Raw genomic sequence first — 1,007 nt, forward strand, 5'->3', positions numbered from 1 at the left:
TGCCCGCTCGGCGCGTCAGCTGGCACTTGCTACGCTGCAAGCCGCTAAACAGAAATTGAGCCAATTCGAAAGCGGTAACCGCCCGCAGGAAATTACCACCGCCGAGGCTGCACTGGCGCAAGCACAAGCGGCACAGGCACAGGCCATTCTCGATCTGAGCGATACCACGCTAACAGCCCCTTCTGATGGCGTGATCCTCACACGCGCCGTAGAAGCAGGCAGCATGCTAAGCGCGGGCGGCACCGTATTCACCCTCTCGTTAACCCGCCCGGTATGGATTCGCGCCTACATTGACGAGCCGCAGCTCGGGCAAGCGAAACCGGGACGAGACGTGCTGATTTACACGGACAGTCGCCCAGACCGCCCCTACCACGGCACGGTCGGATTTGTATCACCGAGCGCAGAATTCACCCCGAAAAGCGTAGAAACACAAGCGTTACGCACCGATCTGGTTTACCGGTTGCGTATTATCGTGAGCGATCCGGACGACCTGCTGCGCCAGGGTATGCCGGTAACGTTGCGCTTCGCCGCTGACAACGTAACGCCATGAACAGCCCCTTGCCGAGCATTACGCTGGATGGGGTAGAGAAAACCTTCCCTGACAGCACCACGCCCGCGCTGAAACCGCTGACGGCCACGCTTGATGCCGGTGCGGTTATCGGCCTGGTGGGGCCGGACGGCGCGGGTAAAACGACGTTGATTCGCATGCTGGCCGGTTTGTTAACGCCGAGCAGCGGGACCCTGCGCGTAATGGGGCTCGATCCAGTACAGGATGACCGGCAACTGCACGCCATCCTCGGTTATATGCCGCAAAAGTTCGGGCTGTATGAAGACCTGAGCGTGATGGAAAACCTGACGCTTTACGCCGACCTGCGCGGCATTATCGGCACACAGCGGCAGGACACCTTTGAACGATTGCTGACTTTTACCGACCTCACGCGCTTTACCACGCGTCTGGCCGGAAAGCTTTCTGGCGGCATGAAGCAAAAGCTGGGGCTGGCCTGTAC

2 protein-coding genes are annotated in these 1,007 nt (G+C 59.9%); both read left to right on the forward strand.

The window, feature by feature from the left end; genetic code table 11:
* On the forward strand, positions 1–550 hold a 550-nt coding region (locus J5224_RS29935; RefSeq protein ID WP_264628692.1), incomplete at its 5' end, for an efflux RND transporter periplasmic adaptor subunit.
* The coding region (locus J5224_RS29940) for an ATP-binding cassette domain-containing protein (RefSeq protein WP_264628693.1) at positions 547–1,007 on the forward strand (461 nt) is incomplete at its 3' end. The genes J5224_RS29935 and J5224_RS29940, both read left to right, overlap by 4 nt.

The organism is Candidatus Symbiopectobacterium sp. NZEC135, from assembly GCF_025962695.1.